This window comes from Paenibacillus sp. FSL R5-0473, from assembly GCF_038004565.1.
Lineage (GTDB): Bacteria > Bacillota > Bacilli > Paenibacillales > Paenibacillaceae > Paenibacillus > Paenibacillus amylolyticus.
This window is the reverse complement of sequence record NZ_JBBORL010000001.1, coordinates 3,778,400-3,794,847: the sequence shown is the minus strand read 5'-3', so window position 1 is coordinate 3,794,847 and position 16,448 is coordinate 3,778,400. Positions and strand designations below refer to the sequence as shown.

Here is a 16,448-nt window from a genome sequence, read left to right as displayed (position 1 = left end):
TCACTCACTTGGCTTTATTTTTTCTTTTTACTCTGGGTGATTTTTGCGAAACGGGCTTGGGACTGGCTGGCTTTCTGGCCGTTCCGGGAGGTCTGTTGCGATATACCCATAAGGCATACTCCAGCGGCTGAGTGATGGCTTTATAATAGATATCCCGCTCCCCGATGCGAGCGAATACTTCACGTGCAGGTTTGGGGTTAACTTCAAGCAGGTAGATACGCCCGCTTCTGTCAATCGCCAAATCCAGTGCCAACTCACATAGGTCCCCATACGTATCTTCCAGAAACGAAGCAACATCAATGCCGAATTTCTCTGCAGTTGTGTTAATTTCTGCCCGGAGGTCGTCATCTTCGATCCATTGCTTCATGAGTCGGTCCATCGCTATTGCCTGACCGCCGCCATGCAGATTGGAGGTCACGCTTTTTTCTGCACCCATGCGTCCAGCACATCCAGTAAGCTCCCATTGTCCTTCTCCGTTCTTCTGAACGAGCATGCGATAATCATGCACACGTCCATTCGGAAGCTGAAGTTGAATGCCCTTTTGTACAAGATACTTGTCTTTCATGTTCCAGTGCTGGAGCAACGCGCCAAGTCGTGATAAATGAACTTTACGTGGAGTGATGATACGACGCTTCTGATCCCGCCCTTGAACAAGCACTGTATTAGCCTCGCTACTGCTGCGTTCAATGCGCAGAATACCACGTCCGCCTGTTCCATTAATGGGTTTGAGATAGACCAGAGAAGAAACTTTAAGCATCCGGTTTACATCGGACATATCCTGAAATAGAGCGGTTTCCGGCAGGTGTTCACGAAAGTTGGCTTTTTGCAAAAGGGTCTGGTGGATGGTCCATTTATTGCGCAGTGGCCTGTTCAGAAAGAGCAGATGCCCATATTTCTCACGAAAAGCAAGCAATTGCTGGAACCTTCGGTTACGCTGAATCCGGCAACGATCAAAGATCAGGTCCGGGAATGATCGCCACTCCCTGGACCAGCCTTTTCCTTCATGAAAAACCATGGCTTCAATTTGTTTGCCGCCGGGGTGTACGTCGGCTGGTGTGAATACATAGATATCGAGTCCCCGCTTGCGCCCTTCAAGAATCATTCTGCGATAAACGCTTCGTTCTTCAAGAGCGCGATGTTCATTTAAGTACAACGTCATAATGCCCAGAACAGGTGAGGACACAAACAATCACCTTCTTTTTGCAGTATTCCTGTCTATCATCGTTTGGACTGACGGGCAAGATAAGCGCTGTAGTGAAATATACGTTCCAATGACCGCCGTCTGATCTGTGGTTCATCAAACTTCATGGGCTTTGCATTGGCTTCGAAGAACCAGAGTTCCCCCAGGTCATCAATGCCCAGATCCATGGACATTTCTCCGAGCGTGTAACCTGATCCCCGTTCTACCTGTCTTGCGATCATTAATGAAGTGGATTTCACACGTTTCATCAGGGTTGTTGACATTTCTTCGCCAAAAAGCTCGGTCAGCAGCTTCTCAGGGTCTTCTACGCTCCCGCCGCGCGGCACATGAGTTGTAATGCTACGGGAGCCAGCAAGTCTCGCTCCTACACCGGTTACGCTCCATTGGCCCTTGGTGTTCTTTTGTACAAGAACACGCAAATCGAAGGGGCGTTTACGAGAGGATGCGAGTTCAATGCCTTGTTGCATGATATAGGGCGTATGTCCGGTTTCTTTGCGAATTCGTGCCCATAACTTGGCAAGTGTAGATGCTTTATAGGTCGTGCTTCTACGTGTGGTTTGTATTTTGAGACGATAGGGAAGCCGTTCTTTTTCCTGAAATTTAAGCATCATGATTCCTTTACCAGCTTTGCCGCTCTCGGGCTTAAGGTACAGATAGGGATACGTCCGTAGAACGGCACCCAGAGAAGAAGCACTTCTCATCCGCCGAGTATAAGGGATCAGTTGCTGAGTCGATTTGGATTTCCTGAGCCATTCGAACAGATCCCATTTGTTGAAAAAGAATGGGTTATACAGTTCGATTCCTGATTGCATGCATTCGTCAATTTTACGCTGCACGGAAGGTTTTCCTTCGTCTTCCCGGTTGGGAATACGATTGTACAGAACATGGGGAAGGGGGAAAGGTTGTGAAACCCACTTTCCACTCCCCTTGTTGTACGTATATCCTTTCACGGTGGGACCACTCACGTTCAGATCTCGTACAGTTACAATGTACACCACGTATCCCATGCTCTCGCCTGTCTGTAAGATATCTTGAAAATTTTGATGATTTCCCCTGAACATACGCTGTTTATCATGCATGGTCAAAACAGCAATGACAGGTTTGAAATCATCATGAAGGGTCATCAAATCTCTTCCTTCTTCCGGAACTTGCTCAAATACAGGCAGTGTTCCAAGATGTGCTCCACCGACGATTTGCCCTCCACCCGGAGTGAAGGGTGACGGAAAATGGAGCGCCCGGGTTTGGCGTTCGCTTCGAACATCCATACATGTTCCTCCTGATCAATGCCCAGATCAAAGCCAATCTCACCAATCAGATGCTGGTGCTGGGTTTCAATCGCCTGGGCCAGTGTAATAGCGACGGATTTGGCATGCTGAAGAACTTCTCCCGCACGATCGCCGAAGTTGCGACTGAGCGCCTGCTCAGGAGTCATTAGGGAGCCGCCATTTTTGATGTGTGTTGTGACGCTGCCACGTCCTGCCTTTTTGGCTCCAATCCCGACAACAACCCATTGATTGTTACCATTTTTGTGCATGTGAAAACGGAAATCAATTGGACATTCATCAATCTCAATTAGACGTATTCCCTGCTGAACTACATATCCGCGTAACTGTTTGCCATGTCTTCCCTGAAGCATGCGCATCAGACTGTTGAAGGACCCAAAACGCAGGAGTGCATTACCGCCTTTTTTGCGATAACGTGCGAAATATCCACGTTTGGGCGAATAAGTCAGACGGTAGATCCCGTTCCCCAGACTTCCTGCAGTAGGCTTATAGTAGACGAACTGATGGCGTTCCAACATTTCCTTCATCTGTTCAACAGAAGGATTGGTAATCGATTCAGGGATATACCGTCCTGCTGCCGGCTCGTTCTCCAGCAACGTATAGATATCCGATTTGTTGAAGAAGCTCCAGTTGAAGAACGGAATTTTTCGGCGAACAAATCGTTCCCGCAGCTGGTTGATGGCTGGTGAAAAGTCTGAACGACGGCTTGGTAACCGGTTGTAGACAACATCGGGCAGAGGTACCGTTCTGCGGGTAAAGCTTCCGTTATCATTCAGGAAAAAACCCGATACCGTCTCGTTCTGCCAATTGATATCCCGAGGAGTAAAAGCGTAAATGTAGGATTTACGGCTGCCTTCACGGAGTAACTGTTTGATGAAACCAGTACGGGAACCGAATGGATTCGTGCTCGTCGCAGGCCCATCAGAGAGTACGCCGATCAGTGGACCTAACTGGACCTCATCATTTTGCAAATTCCGGAGATAAATACTGCCCCGTTTGGGAACGTTCATCATATTACGGATACCTGAAGCGAGATACAGATGTTTACCTGCTTTTTTGATTGGTTTGATCGTTGCAGGTACCCGGTCACGCCCGAAGCGAAGGTGCACCGTTTTTTTGCCGGACAGGTTGAGGCTCTTCATTAAAGCGTTGGATACATAAACCACTTTATCCGGTTGCTTGGTGAAATGCAGATTGCAAAAGGTCAAACTCATGATTTATCCTCCTATCCTGAAAAGATCCTTGGGCTCCATGGCAAGCGGGCGCTGCGGGCCTCAGCCGCCGTGAATCGGGATGGGTTTCAGGCCAGCTTTGCTGGATGTATTCGGCAATTTCATTGGACGAACGACGTCCGTGAGAACATGTTGTTGCAACAGATAACGGGCATAGGCAAGCGGCCGGGTATAAGTCAGGGTATGCATGCGTCGGTCGCCCGCTTCTGCAAATGAGGTGCGGCCTGGTTTGGAGTTGACTTCAATTAGCCAGAGTTGGCCCTCTGCATCTGCTCCGAAATCAAGCCCCAATTCGGCTAACCTGCCAAAACGGCTTTCCAGCAGGGTGGGGATAAGAGTAGCAGTCTGCCGGATGCTCTTCAGCAGAGTTTCCGTGCGGATCGTTCCATATCGCTGGAGCAGATATGCGTGGGCAGGATATGCTTTACCCCCACCGTGAAGATTGGACGTGAGTGAACCTTCGGGTCCTTCCCGTACCATACATCCGGTAAGCGTCCAGCGACCTTGCCCATTCTTTTGCATTAGAGCCCGTATGTCGAATGCTCTTCCATGATGGCTAAGCTCCAGATATGGCTGCACGATCATCTTACGTTCAGCCTGATGTAACGCTAGCCAGGAAGATAAAGCCTGGGTATGGTTGAATGTAAGAAAAAAGGGTTCATTGTCCTCGTTACGCCCCTCCACGATCCATGTTGATGGAGTCGTTCCCCGAGACAGGCGAAAGGTATTTTTGCCATGAGTCCCGGATACCGGTTTGAAGAACAGTCCTTTGGGCCAACGGTCCAGCCATGTTTCCCAAGGAATATGCGATCCGATCCGGGTTGTGGGAGCAAGTTGTGACCTCAATTCAGGATTTCGGGACAACACACGATGTACCTCCCATTTTCCTGGAAGGGAAGCAGACCAATAACGGTGTTGATCTGTGCCGTTGGTTGGTATCCATTCCTTAAGCTGTTGTCTGGCGTACCTGGAGATAGGGCGAAGACAACGATCCATAATGAGATCGACTGCAGGAACAGGTACCGAATTCCACTTCCCTTGATGATAAACATATCCCCATTGAAGAGGGAGATGGACTGCATCATTCGATATCGGGATCACAATAATCTGAAGGGCGTATTTCATGCTCCCCAAACTGAGACGACGGCAGAAAAGTTCATCCGTAAAGGGAGGTGAGCCTTCGGTTGCACGTACCAGAATGGCCAGTGTCTTGGTCTGAGATGTTGGAAACATTACGCTGCACCTCTCCTCTATCAGATTTGTTTCCAATAGGGAATAACTTTTCAAAAACCCGCCAGGTACGTAGAATATTCGAGCATGGCTTTGACGGAAGGGCGGATCTTGCTCTCACTCAGTGGTGTATTATCATTCTTGGATGGTTTGGAGTTGACTTCGAGCAGCCATACGCGCCCAGTGGTGTCCAAGGCCAGATCAATACCAAGTTCACCAAAATGAGCAGGGATGGCACTTTCGATTCCTTTAGCGATATCCAGTGCTGCGGTATGCAATCCTGCATACGCGGAAGCTTTGGCTGATCCAGACAACTGTGTTTTGGCAACAGCATCCTTGACGGTGCTGAGACTTCCACCCCGTGCCAGATTGGATACGTAGTGACTCCCGCCCGCAATCCGGGCGACGATGGAGGTTACACTCCATTTACCTGTACGGTTTTTTTGCACGAGCGCACGGAAATCCACGGGTCTGCCACTGTTGTCAATGAGAGTCAGCCCTTGTTGGATCTGATAACGCGTTGTTTTCATTTTCCCAGACATACTGGCATACAGTTTATCCAGAGAAGTATACGTTTGTTTCCGGGTCCCCCCGACGCCAGTCGCCAGAGTTAGGAAGCTTCCGTCAATCTGACGTGAGACCCGGATGATCCCTTTGCCCAAAGAACCGCGGACGGGCTTCAGAAATACAACCGGATGTCGGTTGCACATCGTCTTGAGCATGGCGGACGTCTTGAGCAAATGAGACTCGGGAAGAACTCGTTTAAGCGTTGAAATGGACTTGAGTGCGTCAAACACTTCGTTTTTGTCCAGAAACTTTTCATTGAAGGTTTGCGTGCCGTAGAGCGATTTTACTTCTTTCATAAAATGCTGTACGCTAGGTTTGTTCTCAAGCTTGCGGGACGTTAGCCGGTTATTGACGACGTCTGCTACAGGCAGAACAGTCTTTTTCCAGCCGTCATCATACACCCAGCCTTTCATATAACCCGTTACCGCTCCAATATCCTCCGGTGTGAAAAAGGATACATAGGCGCCTTGCTTACGGCAGGCGTTCACCAGTTCTTGACAGAACATCGTGATGGAGCCAAAGGGCCGATCGGGCTGATCGGGATAGTCCTGGCTAACCAGTACACTGATGTAGGGTCCAAGGCGAAGCGTACGGCTGGCTGAACGATAGGATACCCTCAGGACCGAACGTGGAACGAGACCGGTCTTGCTGGCAACTGTCTGATTGATGCGCAGCCCGTCATACCTTGGTACCGGAATAACAGTGACTTCGCGGCGGAAAGAGCCAAATTGCAACTGAAGCGGCCTTCCTGAAGGGATTTTAAGCGCCTTAAGCACCCCTTCGCCCAGCATGATGACGTCGTCCTGCAGGATGCCCGAGCCGGTAACCTGAATCGTTACTTTTTTAGTGGACATCACGGATCTCCTTCCGGGCGGCAACTTGATGTCTGATCTCGAAGTTGAACGGCATCTGAACATGGCATGTGCTTCATCATATGAGGACATATAACCCTTGGTGATTGACCCATATGGATTAAATGCATTTGATTTCGAGGCAGGTTATGGATGGCCTGTTTCAGAGCGCCCTTGTTTGACAGGAGAGAAAAGCGTGTATTAACACGGATGAACAAACCAATCTGAGGAGGAATAATAGTGAACATTTATGACAAAGCCAATGATTTGGCCAAAGCACTGAGAGAAAGCAGCGAGGTGGAAGAGATTACTTCCGCGATGAAGCTGATTGAAGCTGATCCGGATGCAAAAGCAATGCTGGATAACTTCCGTGATCAACAAATGGAATTGCAACAACGTATGATGAGCGGGGATATGCCAGCTCCGGATGAGATGGAGAAAATGGAGAAACTGTTTGAAGTACTGAGTTTGAATCTGAACATCCGTCGTTTGTTTGATGCGGAGCGTCGCCTCAGTGTCATCATTGAAGACGTGAATAAAATTATTGCTGACAGCCTGGGTCATCTGTACGGAGGCGCTGAAGCGTAAAAAGGTAGTTCAAAAAGTCCACTTTTGATTACGAAGGATGCCTAGCTTCATTCCATCTTCTCGGTACTGAAAACTGATCTATTTGAACACGTACTAAAAGGTTGTCTTGTTTTTTACCTGAACCTTTCATATTAGCTCCTTATCGTTCATAGACTAGACATATAGAGTCGATCAAGAACGAAGGAGCTGTGAATGGTGAAGAGGTTGAAAAAAGCAAAACATGTGATCTATCTGCTTATTGCGTTGTCGATGCTGGTCATTGCACTGCCGCGGATTTCCTTTGCTGGAGGAATGGACTGGGTTAATATTTTTGGCATCGTATGGGTGCTGTTCTCCTTATTAATCGTTGGTGCACATCTGCATTTTATTCTCGGTGTGGATGAAGAGAAGAAGCGTGCACTGGAAGCCGTTCGCCGGGCGAAGCTGCGGCAGTGGGAGATGAAACTGTTGGACAAGCAGGAGCGGAGCGAGTCTGTATAAGGTACAGTATGAGATCCAACATGGAAGACCGGAATCCCTTGGTACAAAGGGGCCCCGGTCTTTTTTGGTACATACAGAATTAGAGGTTAATGGGATGATTAAATTCAGATGGCGAACTTGCCTGTGAGAATGGGTAGGGGTGGGGTTATTTTCCTAAAGCCGTGTTATAATAGATACAGTATAGTACAGATGCATCTTCGGGGGTGGTACAGTTGGACGGACAGGAAGAGAACGTCACGAAGCATGAACAGTTACTTCAACATATTGAACAACTGAAGGTTGGCAGCAAAATATCAGTACGTGGACTTGCGCGGGAGCTGGGTGTAAGTGAAGGGACAGCGTATCGTGCGGTGAAAGAGGCGGAGAACTTCGGGCTGGTCGTGACCAAGGAACGAATTGGAACGGTGCGGATCGAGAAGAGACCTCGGGGCATGTCGGAACAGTTGACCTTTGCTGATGTCGTGACCATTGTGGAGGGCCATGTGCTGGGGGGGAACGAAGGTCTCGCCAAACCGCTGCACAAGTATGTGATTGGAGCGATGAAAGAACAGGCAATGGCCCGTTATATTGACGCTGGGAGTCTGCTGATTGTAGGTAACCGTGAAGATGCTCACTCGCTTGCCCTCGAACAGGGAGCGGGCGTGTTGATTACGGGTGGTTTTGGGACAAGTCGTGAAGTAAGAATTATGGCTGACGAGCTTGGGCTACCGATTATTTCATCCAGACATGATACATTCACGGTGGCTTCGATGATTAACCGTGCGATCTTCGACCGGCTGATTAAGAAAAAAATTATGCTTGTTGAGGATATCATTGGTCAGAAACCTCGCTTGCAGGTATTGAAGGTGACCAGTTCAGCCGCAGATTTTCATATGTTGGTTTCAGAGACGGGTGAACATCGCTTCCCGGTGGTGGATGAATGGAACCGGGTCATCGGGATTGTGAGTCTGAAGGATGTCAGTGAGCTGAAAGAAGATCAAAGTATTGAGAAATGTGTGATACGCCGCCCGATTACGGCCTCATTGCAGACATCTCTTGCTTCTGCTGCCCAGATTATGACCTGGGAAGGTATCGATTTTCTGCCAATCGTGGATCGGAATCGCAAACTGATTGCGTCCGTCACACGCAAGGAAGTACTTCAGGCCATGCGGGATGCACAGAAGCAGCCACAACTGGGAGAGACGTTTGATCATCTGATCTGGAACGGGTTTGCCGAGGAGCGCGGTGAACAGAACGAATTGTTATTTCACGGATTCATCATTCCTCAGATGGCAACGGATCTGGGTACGATCTCCGAAGGTGTTCTGTTGAATGTGATGACACAGGCTGGCCGGCGGGCAGCGTGGGATGTTACAGGGAACGACCATGTGGTCGATAATGTAACGACGTATTTTGTTCGACCGGTACAGATTGAGGATCAGATCCTGGTTCGCCCGTTAATTCTGGAAACCAGTCGTCGAACGTGCAAAATGGACATTGTGGTTACCCGTGAAGGCAGTGTGGTATGCAAAGCGGTAATGACATTGCAGTCGATTGACCATGCCTAGCAGGGTACGTTGCCTCGGGCATATACAAAGAGAGTACTCCCTGATCGAGAAGCTCTGCCGGGTGGCGCTGTCGCGCGGTTCTGGCTTCGCTTAACGAAGGGGAAGTACTCTCTTTTTGCAGACACAATGATATAGCTTCAACGAATCATGCAGATTGTCCGGAGGTTTTACCTGATCCATTACTGGACCGTTGTTGAAGCCGCGCATAATAACTGCGGTTACGTATTCCGGCAAATACATTATACGCACCCATAATCAGAAATAGCGCTTCCACAATCACAGATAAAGTGGAGCCTGTGAAGACAAACATCAAAATCAGTGCAAGCACGACAAGCATGCCGCCCATCCAGATATTTGTCCACGAACGGTACAGACCGGCGCTGGTAGCATCCGAACTTCTGTGTGAACGAATACTGTTTAACGCTGCAAAAACCACGGCAACAGCAAAGATCGCGATTAGTGCATATTTGAGTACATCAATGAACACAAAGACGCAGCTCCTTTTCTGGAAAGCATTTACTGCCCTTATTGTACCATGCAGAGATGCAGACAAGGGCAGTTTTTTGCTGTTACGCAGGAACGTGCATGCGAATCTGTACCCAAACTTGCAGTACCCCTTCCATAACCAGCATCGTTTTGACCTGAACGGTGTATTCCTTTTCCCTGACTGAGTACACTTTCTGATTCAGCATGATTCGCGTCATTTTGCTATACTCATCGATGTTGAATACATCTCTGCCCCGAAGCACCTCAAGTTCGTCTCCGAGCTTCTGTAACATCACTTTCAGAGAAGCCTCGTCTGGCCCCTTATCCGATTCTTCTGCACGGACCTTGATTTCCTTGATAACGGTTTGGCGTTTACTGTATTTTTTCAGCGTTTTGATATCCTCCTCATTCTGATGCAGCTGAAGCTGCAGCTCCTGATTGTTCAGCCACAACGCATTGTAACTCAGGTGAAATACGCCGTTGTAGACGACACATCCAGCGATCATTCCCAGAACAAACACAGCGGTCATTCGCATCAGCGGGCGGTAACGAGAAAATGGCGGAACTCTCATGAACGCTGTTCCTGTCTCATATTAGCTCCGGCCTCCGCCGCACACCCATTTCACTAGCTCGGTTCCCATATGCGCGCCCATAAAAGCAGAGATCAGATACAGGATTTGTTTGACCGCCGGAGACAGGTTACCATCCAGAAAATTGCTCTCGATGACACGCATGGGATCTATTGTGCCGCCGACAGCGGCTGCGAGTGCCCATATCTTTATTTTTCCAGAAATATCGAGCATCGTCTGTGTCGGAGGCTGAAGAGAGATCACTGCTCCAATACCTCCGATCATCGCGCCGCCCAGCACGATTCCAAACGCAATAAAGAAATCAAGAATGGCTTTGGACAAAAATGTGCTCACTGGCAACACCCCTTTCAGACCTAGCAGCACACCTCCTGTCTTCGGTCTGTCACAGGGGGAGCGGCTTGTACTTCTATTGTATGGGCGTGCCCCCGAACGTTATGATAAAATAGAATAATAAAGTCTCCTTTTAAGAGGTTGTCACGAATTTTAATAGGAGATTCCATTTTTTTATTTATTTAATTCATATATATATGAGATAGATAGGGTAGCAGACGGATCAGAAGATCGATGCTGCGACTATCTGCGGCGAAAGGAAGAAAAAAACATGAGTTCTTTTGTGCATTTGCACGTTCACAGCGAATACAGTTTGCTGGACGGCGCTGCGCGTATTCCGGATCTCGTGAATAAGGCTGCAGATCTCGGAATGACGACACTTGCGCTGACCGACCATGGCGTGATGTATGGTGCAATTCCTTTTTATAAAGCCTGCGTTGAGCGAGGCATCAAGCCGATTATAGGGTGCGAGGCATACATGACAGCAGGGTCCCGCAAAGAGCGGGGAAGCCGCAAGGATCAACCGATTCATCATTTGATTTTGTTAGCCAAAAATATGACGGGTTACCGTAATCTGATGAAATTGTGCTCGATTGGACATCTCGAAGGTTTTCATTACAAACCCCGTGTAGATATGGAAAGTCTGGCTGCCCATCACGAGGGTATTATCTGTCTAAGTGCGTGTCTTGGTGGTGAAGTACCACAACATTTGCTGCATGGACGAGAAGAAGAGGCGAGACGTGCGGCGTTACGCTACAAAAATATTTTTGGTGACGACTTCTATCTGGAGCTTCAGGATCATGGGCTTTCGGAGCAAAAAAGGGTAAATCCACAGTTGATCAAACTAGCTGCCGAGCTGGAGATTCCGCTTGTAGCTACCAATGATGCACATTATCTGTCCGAAGAGGACGCGGAGCTTCAGGATGTACTGATCTGTATCGGAACAGGCAAGACCGTGGATGATGAGAATCGGCTCCGAATTGGAACCAATCAGCTCTATCTGAAAAGTGAAGAAGAGATGGCTCGTTTGTTTCCTCATGTACCCGAAGCTCTGGCAAACACCGTCCGTATTGCGGATTCCTGTGAGTTGAAGTTGGAATTCGGCAAATCGATTTTGCCGGAATACAGACCGCTTCCTGATGGACTCAGCCCTTCGGTGTATCTGCGTCAGCTGTGCGAAGAAGGAATGAAGGAGCGTTATGCGCAGTCCACACGTTGGACAGATGCAGAGCTTCGATCCGAACTCGAACAACGATTGGCGTATGAGCTGGGTATAATCGACAGCATGGGATTCTCGGATTATTTCCTGATTGTTTGGGATTTTATCGCCTATGCGCATAAGCAAGGCATTGTTACTGGACCGGGCCGGGGCTCCTCGGCAGGTAGTCTGGTAGCGTACACTTTGCATATTACCGATGTTGATCCGATGAAATACAACCTGCTCTTCGAACGATTCCTGAATCCCGAGCGGATCTCTATGCCGGATATTGATATTGACTTCAGCGATGAGCGGCGGGATGAGGTCATTGATTATGTCGCGCATAAATATGGCAAAGCCCATGTCGCCCAGATCATTACGTTTGGAACGATGGCTGCTCGTGCAGCCGTACGTGATGTTGGGCGGGCCCTGAATGTGCCTTATGGCGAAGTGGACAAGGCTGCAAAGCTGATTCCGGCGCAACTTGGTATTAACATCGAGCGGGCCATGGAAGCTACACCTGAGCTGAAGGCGCTGTATGAAACCAAGCCTAAGACACGTGAGCTGTTGGATATGGCGATGAAGGTCGAGGGCATGCCACGTCATGCTTCGACCCATGCTGCGGGAGTGGTTATCTCCCGTGACCCGCTGACCGATGCGGTGCCACTTCAGGAGGGCAGTGAAGGGACAGCGTTAACCCAGTATTCCATGGAAAACCTGGAGTCTATTGGGCTGCTTAAGATGGACTTTCTTGGTTTGCGTACCCTCTCAATCATTGAACGGTGTGTACGCTGGATTGGGGAACATGGAGAAATTCCGGATTTCCGCCTTATCCCCGATGATGATCCGTTAACGTACGAGATGCTTGGGCGAGGGGACACGATGGGCATATTCCAACTGGAATCTGCCGGGGTACGCCGTGTGCTGAAAGAGATGAAGCCAAGTAGTTTTGAAGATGTAATCTCTGTACTTGCCTTGTACCGTCCGGGTCCGATGGAGTTCATTTCCAAATACATTCAGGGCAAGCATGGACAGATTGAAGTGGATTACCCCCATGTGGATCTGGAGCCTATCCTGAAAGATACGTACGGGATCATCGTGTATCAGGAACAGATCATGCAGATAGCCTCCCGGATGGCGGGTTTCTCGCTGGGTGAGGCAGATTTGCTCCGCAGAGCGGTCTCCAAGAAGAAACGGGAAGTGCTGGATCTGGAGCGTGGACACTTTGTACAAGGCAGTCTGAAACAAGGGTATAGCGAAGAAGAGGCAGACCTGGTCTATGATATGATCGTCAAGTTTGCCAACTATGGCTTCCCGCGTGCTCATGCCGCGGCATATGGTGTGCTTGCGTTCCAGACGGCTTATCTGAAGGCGCATTATCCGGTTCATTTTATGGCATCCATGTTAACAGCCGTAATGGGCAGTCATCGGAAAGTGGCAGAGTACGTAGTGGAATGTCGGCGTATGGACATGGAGGTGCTTCCGCCGGATGTGAATGAGAGCGGTATTCTGTTTACACCTGTATTTGTGCCGTCCGGCAGCGCAGGAGCCGGGGATCAGAGCAATGCATCGCAGCAGACTGCGGGAGCAGATCCAGAGAGTGACGCCGGAAGCCCTGCCGAAGAACATGCCACGAATGGTAACGGGAGTTCCTTGAGGGAAGATCGCGTTCATGAGCATGATGGGCATTCGGGACAAGCCGAATATGGTGAAGCACCTCTGCCGGATGATCCCGGTCCTGGACCGGAAGAGGACGGTGGTGGATATGAGTGGCAGGCAGCGACAACCATGCCTGAGGCATCCGACAACCGGAAGGAAACGGGATTGGTGACGGCTGCTTCAATGGAAAATGGTAATGACGAGGGACAAGAGGCGTCTTCTTCGCGCGCGGAGCAAGGGGAACTGTCCTCTGTGAAGAAAAACGATGCAGTGTCTAATGCAAATGCGGATGAAGATAAGGAAAAATTAACGGGTGCAATACGATTTGGTCTGGCCGCTGTGAAAAATGTCGGTACCCAGGCAATGGAAAGTATTATGATCGTAAGGCAGGAGAGACCGTTCGACAGTTTGCTCGATTTTTGTCGTCGTGTGGATCTGCGTGTATGCAACAAACGTGTGATTGAATCGCTGATCCAGGCCGGAGCTTTTGATACATTACCTGGGCACCGGGCCCAATTGCTGGCGATGCTGGATGAGACTGTTGAAGCAGCGTTGAAATGGCGCAAGGAACGTGAGGATCTGCAGATTCAATTGTTCGACTTTGTTGAAACGCCAAACTGGGAGATTGAATATCCGGAAATTCCTCCTTATTCCTCAGGGCAACAACTGGAGCTAGAGCGTGAGTTGTTAGGTTTGTATCTCTCCGGTCATCCGCTGGATGACTATGAAGATGTGCTGGAATCGAGTGGGGCTGACCGGATCATGGAGCTGACCGAGGCAGCCGACGACACGATGAGCGTCGCCGCGGGTATGGTTGTGTCTGTGAAGTCGATTACGACGAAACAGGGCAAGGCTATGGCGTTCATGGAGCTGGAAGACCAGATTGAACGCTGTGAAGTGGTTCTCTTTCCCGAGGTATGGCGGCGTAGCCAGCAACATGTCGGGAAAGGTGAACTGCTCGTCGTGCGTGCCAAAGTGCAGCAGCAGGACGAAGGGTTTAAGCTGCTGGCTGAGGAAGTGGTGCCGTTGTCACCGGCGGCACTGGAGCAGCAGCTGCGCAGCCGTGACCGGCGCGTCAAGCCCGGCAGCGGCAGCTCTTCGCGCCCGGCGCAGGCGGCTTCGCCGCGGCGGCCAGCGGGCGCAGGAGCCGAAGCGCAGCACAGCAGCGCAGGCGGGGATGCTTCCGCTGTGCGCAGCAGCGGGAGCCAAGGCTCAGCAGCGACGCGCAGCGATGCGGCGGGTATGGGCGCAGCCACGGCGGCGGCTTCCCGGCCTGGCGGTGCCGCTGAGGCGGCAAGCAGCCCGGCGCAGAGCCGCGAACCGCGGGCCGTGGAGCAGCGGGTGTTCGTGAAGATTGCCCCTCATGCGGAGAAGCCTGAGCTTCTGGCACGTCTGAAGCAGCTGCTTCAGGAGCATCCCGGACCTGTGGCGACGGTGCTCTTCTATGAGCAGCAGCAGAAGCTGCTTGCGCTGAGTGATGCCTACCGGATTAAGCCATCACCAACCTTGTTCTCCGAGATGGAGAAAATGCTGGGTGAAGGCACAGTCAAAATTAAATAAGAGGCTGTCCCGTAAGTGATAGCACTTATCCATAGTATGAAACCTGTTTGGCTCAATGCTGAACAGGTTTTTTTGATTATTTTAGTGCGAGCGCGGTTTCCTGACGACAGGGTTTAAACAAACAAATTGCAGACTTGTAATAGGCCAGCTACAGACCAGAGCGGAATGTACAATCCTGCAACAGGTCCAGGGTGCGACTGGTCTTAACCATCCGCACATTTTATGAACATTTTAACAGGTTGCTGCATACACTTGAGAACACCGAAGGACCTCGCGGTCCTCGGGGGATTGATGCGGGAGGTCGAGATATGTCATATGAAATCGTAGAAGCCATGCTGGCCCGGCGGGGTGTACGGATTGATGCAATCGCAGCAATTGTATACCGTCTGCAAAAAGGGTACCACCCCGAACTGACCTTGGACGACTGTGTAACCAGCGTGAAATCCGTTCTGCAGAAACGAGAGGTGCAATATACGCTCTATACGGGTATTGCTCTCGACGAACTTGCGGAGAAAAAACTCTTGCCCCAACCGTTACAGGCTATTATGGAAGCGGATGAATCCCTGTATGGAGTGGACGAGACTCTGGCCCTCGGCATTACTCATGTGTATGGTATGATCGGTTTAACCAGCTTTGGTTACCTGGATAAAGAAAAAATAGGTGTAATTCATGATTTGAACGAACACACAACAGCCATTCATGTCTTTTTGGATGATCTGGTCGCAGGGGTGGCCGCTGCGGCTTCTGCCCGGATTGCACACAAAAATATTAAAGCCAAAAAATACCCCTCAGACCTTTAACCCCCTGTATTTCCATGCTTGTCTGTTATGGTCAATCTAATGGCTCATATGAAGGTCTTCAAGGGCGGCTGACGCTGCCCTGATAAGCTTGCGGCTGCTTATGGAAGAGGTATGAACAAGAAGATTTCGTCAACCATATGAGTTATTCGTGGGGGACTAATGTCCCTCATGATCCCAAATTCTCCCCAAAGGTCCCGAACCCTTTCTTGCAGAAAAAAAGTGAGGTATGTTATCATTAGTCCAATATACGGGCTCTGAACATTAGCTTAGGGGGCGGACAAGGCATGTGGACGGTGATTTACATTGCACCGACAGCAAAGGTTGCGGACAAGATCAAGACCAAGCTTTCGGAAGAAGGTTTTCTGGTACAGACCCGTCCCATCAGTTTATCCAAGCAGCAATTTGAGATTCGCGTCCCTTCTGGGGAATTGGAAGAGGTCCAGGAAGTGCTGAATTCCATTCTGCATTCCTGATTTGTTCGACATCAACGTGCCTTGGCAGATGAAGAAGTACCATCGGTACATAAGGGACTAATCGCGTAAGCGGAGAGAGGAATCGACTTGCATGTATTGTATGCTGCTGTCCTTCCTTCTTTTTTTGTTAGGACAAGGACCGACCTGGTTGCTCCCGGAGACCCTACCAAGATAGATTCAAACATCGGCGCAACAATCTTTCGGTTTTTGCAGGTAACATCAATCGTGCTGACAGAAGCCGGTGATCCTTGCCCTGTACCGGCGGATTTTTTTGTTGTGAATGCTGGACAAGGCCCATGGCAGCGTGTGGGTCGTAAGCGGTTTACCGTAACACGCGGATGAAGCTGCCACAAGCAGCGCTCTGCAGGTTGCG

At 49.8% G+C, this 16,448-nt stretch carries 15 protein-coding genes; 7 read left to right on the top strand and 8 right to left on the bottom strand.

The window, feature by feature from the left end; translation table 11 throughout:
• Positions 1-4: 4 nt before the first annotated feature.
• Genes MKY28_RS16465 through MKY28_RS16445 form a run of 5 tightly spaced genes read right to left on the bottom strand, consistent with a single transcriptional unit; the run spans position 5 to position 6,367 of the window.
• Positions 5-1,183, bottom strand: a complete 1,179-nt coding sequence (locus MKY28_RS16465; protein ID WP_143781026.1) for a YheC/YheD family endospore coat-associated protein — start codon at positions 1,181-1,183, stop codon at positions 5-7.
• 35 nt (positions 1,184-1,218) lie between these two features.
• On the bottom strand, positions 1,219-2,325 hold the full coding sequence (locus MKY28_RS16460; protein WP_036609870.1) for a YheC/YheD family endospore coat-associated protein: 1,107 nt from the start codon (positions 2,323-2,325) through the stop codon (positions 1,219-1,221).
• On the bottom strand, positions 2,325-3,698 hold the full coding sequence (locus MKY28_RS16455) for a YheC/YheD family endospore coat-associated protein (RefSeq protein WP_036609869.1): 1,374 nt from the start codon (positions 3,696-3,698) through the stop codon (positions 2,325-2,327). Before MKY28_RS16455 ends, MKY28_RS16460 begins: the two co-directional genes overlap by 1 nt.
• 60 nt (positions 3,699-3,758) lie before the next feature.
• Positions 3,759-4,949, bottom strand: a complete 1,191-nt coding sequence (locus tag MKY28_RS16450) for a YheC/YheD family endospore coat-associated protein (RefSeq protein ID WP_340936408.1) — start codon at positions 4,947-4,949, stop codon at positions 3,759-3,761.
• 50 nt (positions 4,950-4,999) lie between these two features.
• Entirely contained in the window at positions 5,000-6,367 is a 1,368-nt protein-coding gene (locus MKY28_RS16445) for a YheC/YheD family endospore coat-associated protein (RefSeq protein ID WP_036609865.1), read from the bottom strand.
• A gap of 237 nt (positions 6,368-6,604) precedes the next feature.
• On the opposite strand from MKY28_RS16445, the gene MKY28_RS16440 reads away from it, so the two are divergent.
• The 3 genes from MKY28_RS16440 (at position 6,605) to MKY28_RS16430 (ending at position 8,979) form a co-directional block, all read left to right on the top strand.
• Entirely contained in the window at positions 6,605-6,952 is a 348-nt protein-coding gene (locus tag MKY28_RS16440) for a YlbF family regulator (RefSeq protein ID WP_036609862.1), read from the top strand.
• Between the two features lie 195 nt (positions 6,953-7,147).
• Positions 7,148-7,432, top strand: a complete 285-nt coding sequence (locus tag MKY28_RS16435) for a hypothetical protein (protein WP_085981456.1) — start codon at positions 7,148-7,150, stop codon at positions 7,430-7,432.
• A gap of 212 nt (positions 7,433-7,644) precedes the next feature.
• On the top strand, positions 7,645-8,979 hold the full coding sequence (locus tag MKY28_RS16430) for a DRTGG domain-containing protein (protein ID WP_036609860.1): 1,335 nt from the start codon (positions 7,645-7,647) through the stop codon (positions 8,977-8,979).
• Between the two features lie 145 nt (positions 8,980-9,124).
• On the opposite strand, the gene MKY28_RS16425 is transcribed toward MKY28_RS16430, so the two are convergent.
• The 3 genes from MKY28_RS16425 to MKY28_RS16415 all read right to left on the bottom strand — a co-directional run bounded on the left by MKY28_RS16425 (position 9,125) and on the right by MKY28_RS16415 (position 10,388).
• On the bottom strand, positions 9,125-9,466 hold the full coding sequence (locus MKY28_RS16425; RefSeq protein ID WP_100529456.1) for a YtpI family protein: 342 nt from the start codon (positions 9,464-9,466) through the stop codon (positions 9,125-9,127).
• A gap of 82 nt (positions 9,467-9,548) precedes the next feature.
• Positions 9,549-10,037, bottom strand: a complete 489-nt coding sequence (locus tag MKY28_RS16420) for a hypothetical protein (protein WP_036609856.1) — start codon at positions 10,035-10,037, stop codon at positions 9,549-9,551.
• A gap of 21 nt (positions 10,038-10,058) precedes the next feature.
• Entirely contained in the window at positions 10,059-10,388 is a 330-nt protein-coding gene (locus MKY28_RS16415; protein ID WP_026081169.1) for a YtrH family sporulation protein, read from the bottom strand.
• A gap of 268 nt (positions 10,389-10,656) precedes the next feature.
• Between MKY28_RS16415 and MKY28_RS16410 the strand changes: the two genes are divergently transcribed.
• The 4 genes from MKY28_RS16410 (at position 10,657) to MKY28_RS16395 (ending at position 16,417) form a co-directional block, all read left to right on the top strand.
• On the top strand, positions 10,657-14,802 hold the full coding sequence (locus MKY28_RS16410) for a DNA polymerase III subunit alpha (RefSeq protein WP_340936407.1): 4,146 nt from the start codon (positions 10,657-10,659) through the stop codon (positions 14,800-14,802).
• Positions 14,803-15,110: 308 nt separating this feature from the next.
• The gene (locus tag MKY28_RS16405) at positions 15,111-15,602 is read left to right on the top strand and encodes a phosphatidylglycerophosphatase A family protein (RefSeq protein ID WP_036609851.1); all 492 of its coding nucleotides are present in this window, start codon (positions 15,111-15,113) and stop codon (positions 15,600-15,602) included.
• Positions 15,603-15,886: 284 nt separating this feature from the next.
• On the top strand, positions 15,887-16,075 hold the full coding sequence (locus tag MKY28_RS16400; protein ID WP_017689496.1) for a hypothetical protein: 189 nt from the start codon (positions 15,887-15,889) through the stop codon (positions 16,073-16,075).
• Positions 16,076-16,162: 87 nt separating this feature from the next.
• Entirely contained in the window at positions 16,163-16,417 is a 255-nt protein-coding gene (locus MKY28_RS16395; RefSeq protein ID WP_036609848.1) for a hypothetical protein, read from the top strand.
• Positions 16,418-16,448: the final 31 nt, after the last annotated feature.

Excerpts from the sequence above, each read along its gene's own strand:
- MKY28_RS16445 (WP_036609865.1), bottom strand. The coding sequence starts at position 6,367 with ATGTCCACTAAAAAAGTAACGATTCAGGTTACCGGCTCGGGCATCCTG.
- MKY28_RS16455 (WP_036609869.1), bottom strand. The coding sequence starts at position 3,698 with ATGAGTTTGACCTTTTGCAATCTGCATTTCACCAAGCAACCGGATAAA.
- MKY28_RS16460 (WP_036609870.1), bottom strand. The coding sequence starts at position 2,325 with ATGACCCTTCATGATGATTTCAAACCTGTCATTGCTGTTTTGACCATG.
- MKY28_RS16450 (WP_340936408.1), bottom strand. The coding sequence starts at position 4,949 with ATGTTTCCAACATCTCAGACCAAGACACTGGCCATTCTGGTACGTGCA.
- MKY28_RS16410 (WP_340936407.1), top strand. The coding sequence starts at position 10,657 with ATGAGTTCTTTTGTGCATTTGCACGTTCACAGCGAATACAGTTTGCTG.
- MKY28_RS16400 (WP_017689496.1), top strand. The coding sequence starts at position 15,887 with ATGTGGACGGTGATTTACATTGCACCGACAGCAAAGGTTGCGGACAAG.
- MKY28_RS16420 (WP_036609856.1), bottom strand. The coding sequence starts at position 10,037 with ATGAGAGTTCCGCCATTTTCTCGTTACCGCCCGCTGATGCGAATGACC.
- MKY28_RS16405 (WP_036609851.1), top strand. The coding sequence starts at position 15,111 with ATGTCATATGAAATCGTAGAAGCCATGCTGGCCCGGCGGGGTGTACGG.